We start from the raw sequence: 7362 nt of genomic DNA, 5'->3' as shown, positions 1-7362 counted from the left end.
TCGTCATCACCGTGCCCTGACACGGCGGACGCTTCGACGTCAGGGGCGGGGCGCTTCCTAGGGTCGGGAGCGTGACCGGGCGGAACACCCGTGAACGGGCCGCCGGCACCCTCGACTTCGCTTCCCCACGCCCCCGTGGTGCCGTACCGAAGGAGCTTCCGCAAGTCCGATCGCCAGTTCCGCAGACTCCGGAGCACGGGGCGTCCGCTCGCGGTGCTGCTCGCGGCGACCACCGTGGCCGGCGTGCCCGGCGCCCTGCCCGCCTCCGCGGCGCCGCCCGACGGGCCGAAGGACAGGGTACGGGCCGGGCTGGAGCGGCTGGTGAAGGACGACCGGTACCAGTACCCGGCCGCGCTGGCCTCGACGACCACCCCGGGCGGGCAGGTCCGCGACAACGCCGTGGGCGTCGCGGACCTGCGTACCGGCGACTGGCCCCGGCACCACGCTGCTACTGCTCTGTGCCGCCCTCTTCCTCGGGCTGGTCCTCAAAGCCCTCCAGACACCCCTGTACCGGAACCTGGAGGGCTACAGCCTGTGGCCTTCCCAGGCATACGCGTGCGGCTGGGCCGGCGCCAGCGCGCCACCAAACAGCTGCTCACCGACCGCATCGCGCGTGCCTCCGCCGACCGCGAACCTCACACTGAAACGATCGGTTGTCCGGAAAGCATCAGACCCCACGGGGCCGGTGGGCAACGGGGCGTGGGGAACGGTGCGGGTTCACCGGTTGAGGACGCGGCGTAGCCAGCGGACGCGGGCCTCACGGGCGTCGCGGGCGACGGCGGTATCGGGTGCGATCTGGTCGAAGCCGTGGAATCCGCCCGACCAGACGTGGAGTTCGACGTCGCCTCCGACTTGCCAGATACGGGTGGCGTAGGCGACACCCTCGTCGCGGTAGGTCTCGGCGGCACCGGCATCGATGTAGGCCGGCGGCAGGCCGGACAGGTCGGTCGCGCGGGCAGGTGCCGCGTAGGACGGGACCCGGTCGGTGCCGCGGGCCTCGCCGAGCAGCGACGTCCAGCCGACGTCGTTGGCGCGCCGGTCCCACACGCCGTGGCCGGCCATCTGCCGGGCGGAGGGGGTGTTGTTGCGGTCGTCGAGCATGGGGCACATGGCCAGCTGGCCGGCGAGGCGAGGTCCACCCCGGTCGCGCGCCATGAGCGCGACGGCCGCGGTCAGCCCGCCGCCCGCGCTACCGCCCACCACCACGATCCGCTCCGCGGCGCCGCCGACCTCCGCGGCATGCCGCGCCACCCACACCAGGCCGGCGTAGCAGTCCTCGACGCCCGCCGGGTACGGGTGCTCGGGAGCCAGACGGTACTCGGCGGAGACCACGACGAGCCCGAGGGGTGCGGCCCACTCGCGCAAGATACCGGGCATGCCGGTCCGGCCGGTCCCGCCGATCATGCCGCCGCCATGCAGGTGGTAGACGACGGGTGCGCCGCCGGACAGTCCCGCCGGGCGGGCGATCAGCAACGGCACGTCCGGCGCTCCGTCAGGTCCCGGTACCGCACGCTCCACCACCTTGAAGCGCCCGCCGTCGCGCAGTTCCTCCAGTGTGGGATCGGGAGCGGTCTCGGCGAGGTACGCGCGCCACCGCGGCACGTCCGCGGGTGACGACGGCTCGCCGCCGCGCAGGTCGCCCAGCCCGTCCAGGACGATTGCTGCTTCCGGGTCGAACGGCACGGGAGCGGGCCGACTTTCCTGATCCGCCTGATCCGCCTGATCCGCCTGATCCGCCTGATCCGCCTGATCCGCCTGATCCGCCTGATCCGCGGGTGCCTTGGGAGTCGCGGGAGTCGCGGGAGTCGCGGGGGTCCCGGGAGCGGTGGGGACCGTCGGAGTTGCGGAGGCCGCCGGATCGGCCGGGGCCGCTGGGCCGGTGATCCGTGGGGGAGTTGCGGGGGTCTGTTGCGGGCCGTCGTCCGGCACGGGACGGGTGTTCATGGATTCCCTTCTGGACGGAGGTGGGCTGTGCATCGGCACGCGCCGGGTGCGCAGGCGGCGGAGCCGAGCGGGGGCGAGCGGGGGCGACGAGGAGCATGCAGGCGGCCACGAGCACGCACGCGGCGAGGAGCGCACAGGTCGCAGGGGCGCGCAGGCGGCGGGAGTTCCCAGTCACCAGGTGACGGGCAGCTCGTGTACGCCGTACGCGATCATGTCGTGTTTGAAGCGGATCTCCTCGTCCGCGAGGGTGGTGCGCAGTCCGGGGAAGCGGCGCAACAGGGCCGGGTAGGCGAGTTGGAGTTCCTTGCGGGCCAGGTTCTGCCCCAGGCACTGATGGATGCCGTAGCCGAACGCGAGGTGTCCGCGTATGTCCGGCCTGCCGACGTCGAACCGGTCGGGGTCGCGGAAGACGGCCGCATCGCGGTTGCCGGAGGCGTTCGGCACGATCACACCCTCGCCTGCGCGGATGAGCCGGCCTGCGATCTCGACGTCTTCGGTGGCGACCCGGGAGAGCCCGTTCTGGGTGATGGACAGGTAGCGCAGCAGCTCCTCGACGGCCGACGCCACCAGGGCGGGATCGTCGCTGTCCCGGACGACGGCGAGCTGGTCGGGGTTGCGCAGCAGCACCAGTGTCCCGAGGGCGAGCTGGTTGGTGGTGGTCTCGTGCCCCGCGACCAGCAGCGTTATCGCGGTTTCGACGAGGAGCGCGGGAGTGAGTTCGCCGGTGCGCATGCGTGTGACGACCAGGGAGCTGAGCAGGTCGTCACCCGGATCGTCGTCCTTGCGCCGGATCAGGTCGCCGAGGAAGTCGGCGAGTTCGGTGCGGGCGGCGGTGAACTCTTGCACGGTGCTCTCCCGGGAGATCATCGTGCCGGCCACGCGCTGGAAGAGGGCATGGTCCTGACGGGGGACGCCGAGCAGTTCGCTGATGACCAGCGAGGGCATGGGCAGCGCGAAGGCTTCGACCAGGTCGGCCGGCGGCCCGGCGGCCTGCATCCGGTCCAGCAGGTCGTCGATGATCTGCACCAGCCGCGGAGTCATCGCGGTGACCTGTTTGACCGTGAAGCGCCCGATGAGCATGCGGCGTTGACGCGCATGCTCCGGATCGTCCTGCATGCTCAGGGCCTGCACCTCCTGGCGGCCCTGGGCTTTGAAGCCCTCGGTCGGTGCGGGAAAGCCGGGCCTGCTCGGGTCGGCACTGAAGCGCGGGTCGGCCAGCACGGCACGCTGGTCCTCGTAACGGGTGACGAGCCAGGGCGTCTGTCCGTCCCAGATCCGTACCCGGACGAGCGGGGCCTGCGCGCGCAGGGCGGCGAAGTGCGGCGGCGGGTCGAAAGGGCAGCCGGGAGCGCGGTCGAGGGGGAAGTCGGGAATCGTGTTCTGCGGCACTGGTGTCTCTCCTCATGATCAAAGCGTGATGGGGAAGCGGCCGACTACGGGGCCAACGCCGGTCCCCTGGGGGCTCGTTGTGGACCGCAGCAGGCGGGCAGGCACGATCACCTCCGGCAGCCGAAGCGACCGGGGCGGGCCCGCACGGAGAACAACAGGTTCGAAGGCTGAGACAACGCCCCACGGCACCGCACGACGTGACAGTCCGGCCTATTCCATGAGGAGACCGATACCGCGCGGCACGGCTGACCCGGTACCGCCCAGCGCGCCGCCGCCGATACCCGAACGCGCCCTCCGTCGCCCCTCACCGGGCACGAAGAGGATCAGCGCACACGGTGGAGAAGGAAGGGAACGGCTTCCACGAGAGGACCGGTGACCACACTCACGGCCCAGGGAGAGGCTGACAGCACGCACGGAACCGGCCCGCGCCAAGACGCGCGGTACAGCACGCTCACCACACACGGTGAACATGCACCCGGGAACGCCGCCTTCGAAGCGGCTACAGTCTGTCAACCTCGATGATCACGCGGGCATGCTAGCACTGCCCGCACGGCACCCGTCCGCGTGCCGACGACGAAGGCCCATGCCAGCACAGCAAGGGGGCCGCAGAAACGGATCATCCCTCGCGGCCCTCACCCCCGCGGAAATCCGCAGGACCCTGACCAGGGAAACAGCAAACTGCAACTGGGCTCCGGCGGCCCCCGGAACTGCGCGGTCAGGCGGATGTACTCGCCCGGAAGATCAGCGAGGCCGATGTGCGGAACCAACGTACGAACTGGGAGGTCGGTTTGCTGGACTGAGTAGTCCAGCAAACCGGGCGATAGGGAGCAGGCAGCGGCTTCGGAGGCGTGCCACATACCGAGGACTGGCGGTTTCCAGTCCACTCCTGGTGCGTGAAGAGCAACGCGGGGGCCGATGATGCTGTGACCGGAGGCGCGGCGATTACCACGTGTCGGGATCGTCTTCAGCCGGGCGTCGGGCCGGACCTCGAAGCTGAGCCGCGCATCCTACCCGCCCTCCTCCAGCCACTGGGCCGTCAGCTGCCAGGCCGCGTCCAGCGCCCGCACCCGCTCAGCCAGGTGCTCGCCGCCCGGCACCTGACGGCTCAGCCCGTGCAGCACGTCGGCCTGCACTACCTCCCAATTCGGCCCGTCCAGCAGCCGGGCCCCGGGGCGGACCAGCGGTTCGACGGGAGGCGAACACGTCGCGCCGCCCGAACGCCCGCGGGCGGCGCGACGACCGGATCTCGGCGAGGACGCCCCGCAGCGCCTCTACCTGAACCTGGGCGTGCCAGGGGCCCGCCGTGCAGATCACCGGGGGACAAGCGCACCCCGCGCAAACCCCCACCTCCTCCAGACCCCACCTCACGATGACGCCCCTGCCTCCGGCTCGGGTCAGCATCATCTCTTCCCCCAGGGGACCCACACCCCCAATCAATTGCCCATGCTGGGCACACCACGACGCCGGCGCCTGAGTTCCACGACCCCGGGCGCCGCCGTGCGCACCGTGTTACGTGCGGGGCGGTCCCTTCGGGAAGCACTCCGTGAAGTACACGGCGTGCTGGCTGCGCAGCTGCACCCGCGCCCAGGAGTCGTCCGTGAAGCCGAACTCGAAGGTGTCGGCGTCGATGTCGGTACGGTGCCGGACCCAGGCCACCTGCCCGGCCGCCACGTTCCAGCCCGGCTCGACCGTGCCCAGCTCACCGCGGCGGCGGCCACGCTGGACATAGCTGACGTGCAGATGACGGTCGGTGAGCTGGAGCACCGGCAGCGCGTCTGTGGTCGGCACGCGTGGCCACAGCGCGGTGGCCAGCCCGCCGGCCAGGCTTCCCCAGCCACCCTTGAACGGCTTGCCCTTCTTGCGGCTCCGCCCGAAGGGATCGAGGATCGGCGCGACGATGGCGTCGTACAGCCAGTAGATGCTCCAGAGGGAGCGTTTGAAGCCCTCCCAGCGGTCGCCCGGGAGCCGGTGGCCGACCAGGACGCGGGGGCGGTTCCACCGCCACGGCTTGGGCAGCTTCCGTGCCGGGAAAGCGACTTCGTTCTGTACGAACCGCTCCCCGGCGGGCAGCGCCTGCGCCGCGCGCTCCCTCGCCTCCTTGTACGGGACCTTCCCCCAGGCGACCCGCAGACTCATCCGAAGACCTCCCGGACGGGCTTGGACCCCGCCGCGCCGTCGGCCAGGCGGTCGGTGAAGCGCTCGGAGTCGGGTCGGTCGGCGTACTGCTTCTGCTGCTCGGTCAGCGGCTTTTCCTTGGGGGCGTCCGGGCCGACGGGAGTCTGGTGCTCGACGTCCCAGCGCTTGTCGCCGACGCGGACCTCCTTGAGGCCGGTGGCGTCATGGATCGCACGCTCGGCCGAGTTGGCCGCTTCGCCGACCTTCTCCCTGACCCTGGCGGTCCTCTCGGAGACCTCTTGGGCGACGTCGATGCCGGTGTGGTGCTCGAAGACGCTGTTGGCCAGCGGCGCCGCGTCCAAGGCGGCACCGGCTGCCTTGGCGCCCGCGGCCTTCTTGACGATCTGCTTGACGCCCATCTTGACCTTCTTGCGGGCGTTCTTGTTGCGCCACAGCGCCTTGGCCCTGATGCGCGTCCGCCGCAGCTTCTGCAGGGCCCGCATCCGGTCGGCGAGATCCTTGAGCTTGTCCGCCAGTCTGGCGGTGATCCGCACGGCCTTCATCGCGCGGTGTGCCGCGCCGCCGGCGGCGATGAGCGGGCCGATCGCGGCGCCGACACCGGCGGTCAGAATCGCGACGATCGCCGCCGTCGCGGCCGCGACCAGCAGCGCCTCGACGATCTCGGTGATCAGCTCGACCATCATGTCCTCGGCCTCAGCGCACGACTCGGCGGCCATCTCGAGGAGTTCGGCGACCGTGATCATGTCCTCGGCCTCGCCGTGCAGAGCCTTTTCGAACTCGGACATGGTCTTGCCGAAGGCTTCGGACGCCTCGCCGGTCCACGAGTGCTGCAGCCCGCGGCGCTCGGCCTGGAGGTCGTCGAGCACGCCCTGAAGGTCACGGGCCGCGGCCCGCCACTCCCGGGCGGTTTCCATCAGCTTCTCGTTGTCGCCGCTGACCTTCTCCAGGTACTCGTCGAGCCCGAGTTCCTTGATGGCCCCGCGGATGACGGAATCGAGCGCCCCGGCCAGCGGGTTGCTCCAGTCGACGTCGAACCCGATGCGTTCCAGCGCCTGGCTCACGCCTCACCGCCGAACGCCTGGACCTGGGCCTCTTCGTTGTTGTCGTACGCCTCTGCCGTCAGCCGCATCGCGTCGGCGATGCCGCCCAGCGACTCCTTGACGTCGTGGAGGTCGTCGACCGCCTCCTCGGACTGCTTGTCGTAGTCGGCCTTGAGGCTGTCGGACTCCGACAGCTGGCCGAACACGCTGCTGGACAGCTTCAATCCGTTGATCCGGGTACGGATCTTCTCCACCTGGTCCGCGGCCTGATCCGCCGCGGTCGCATAGCGACGGAGAGCCTTGCTTTCTACGTCGTAGCCCGTGCCGCCCATATTCCTGTCCTCCCCGTGGCCTCCCCGGCCCCCGAACTAGCGCCATCCCAAGTCTTTGCGTAAACGCGGCCATCTCTTGGACTGCACTTTACATACGTGTTCCCAACGGGGGCGCATCGGGCGCAACTTCGGGGTTCCGCAATGTGACGGCGAATGGATGGTCAGGCGGACGTCCGGTGAACACAGTGATCCCGGAGCAGAAGGACCAGGCCGCCAACCGGAAGAAGAAGGGCTCTGCGGGCGGTCGGCCCGTCAGTCACGACGCCGACCTCTACAAGGAGAGGAACACCGTCAAACGCCTGATCAACAAGCTCAAGGCCTGGCGAGGCATCGCCACCCGACACGACAAGACCCCGGACAGCTACCACGCCGGCCTCCACCCGCGCGCCTCGACGATCTGGATCAAAGACCCCACCCGGACCACCCATTGATCACGACTCAAAACGCGCCCTAGTAGATCGTCGCGGCTAATGCTTGGGGTAGAGGTGGCGCAGTTTGACGCGTGCATCGTGGGTGGTGAA

General features: G+C 70.2%; 6 protein-coding genes and 1 pseudogene. 1 reads left to right on the top strand and 6 read right to left on the bottom strand.

Going from position 1 to position 7362, the window contains the following annotated elements; translation table 11 throughout:
* Nucleotides 1-717: 717 nt before the first annotated feature.
* The 6 genes from CG747_RS46655 to CG747_RS46635 form a co-directional block, all read right to left on the bottom strand.
* Entirely contained in the window at nt 718-1683 is a 966-nt protein-coding gene (locus tag CG747_RS46655; RefSeq protein ID WP_100607928.1) for an alpha/beta hydrolase, read from the bottom strand.
* Between the two features lie 432 nt (nt 1684-2115).
* Nucleotides 2116-3333, bottom strand: a complete 1218-nt coding sequence (locus CG747_RS46650) for a cytochrome P450 (protein ID WP_180986049.1) — start codon at nt 3331-3333, stop codon at nt 2116-2118.
* A gap of 1007 nt (nt 3334-4340) precedes the next feature.
* Nucleotides 4341-4466, bottom strand: a complete 126-nt coding sequence (locus CG747_RS50620) for a hypothetical protein (protein WP_257981239.1) — start codon at nt 4464-4466, stop codon at nt 4341-4343.
* 376 nt (nt 4467-4842) lie between these two features.
* Nucleotides 4843-5469: a hypothetical protein gene (locus CG747_RS46645; protein WP_100607927.1), complete on the bottom strand. Its 627-nt coding sequence runs from the start codon at nt 5467-5469 to the stop codon at nt 4843-4845.
* Nucleotides 5466-6530: a WXG100 family type VII secretion target gene (locus tag CG747_RS46640; RefSeq protein ID WP_100607926.1), complete on the bottom strand. Its 1065-nt coding sequence runs from the start codon at nt 6528-6530 to the stop codon at nt 5466-5468. Before CG747_RS46640 ends, CG747_RS46645 begins: the two co-directional genes overlap by 4 nt.
* Nucleotides 6527-6841 carry a hypothetical protein gene (locus CG747_RS46635; RefSeq protein ID WP_100607925.1) on the bottom strand — a complete coding sequence of 105 codons (315 nt, stop codon included), beginning with the start codon at nt 6839-6841 and terminating at the stop codon, nt 6527-6529. The genes CG747_RS46640 and CG747_RS46635 overlap by 4 nt, the downstream gene beginning before the upstream one ends.
* A 92-nt stretch (nt 6842-6933) precedes the next feature.
* Between CG747_RS46635 and CG747_RS46630 the strand changes: the two are divergent.
* A pseudogene (locus CG747_RS46630) lies at nt 6934-7272 on the top strand (IS5/IS1182 family transposase); the annotation flags it as partial.
* Between the last annotated feature and the right edge of the window lie 90 nt (nt 7273-7362).

This window comes from Streptomyces sp. CB02959 (assembly GCF_002803155.1).
In the GTDB taxonomy this organism is placed as follows: Bacteria; Actinomycetota; Actinomycetes; order Streptomycetales; family Streptomycetaceae; genus Streptomyces.
The sequence above is the reverse complement of the archived record's forward strand: the minus strand, read 5'-3'. Positions and strand labels throughout refer to the sequence as shown.

Excerpts from the sequence above, each read along its gene's own strand:
- CG747_RS46645 (WP_100607927.1), bottom strand. The coding sequence starts at position 5,469 with ATGAGTCTGCGGGTCGCCTGGGGGAAGGTCCCGTACAAGGAGGCGAGG.
- CG747_RS46635 (WP_100607925.1), bottom strand. The coding sequence starts at position 6,841 with ATGGGCGGCACGGGCTACGACGTAGAAAGCAAGGCTCTCCGTCGCTAT.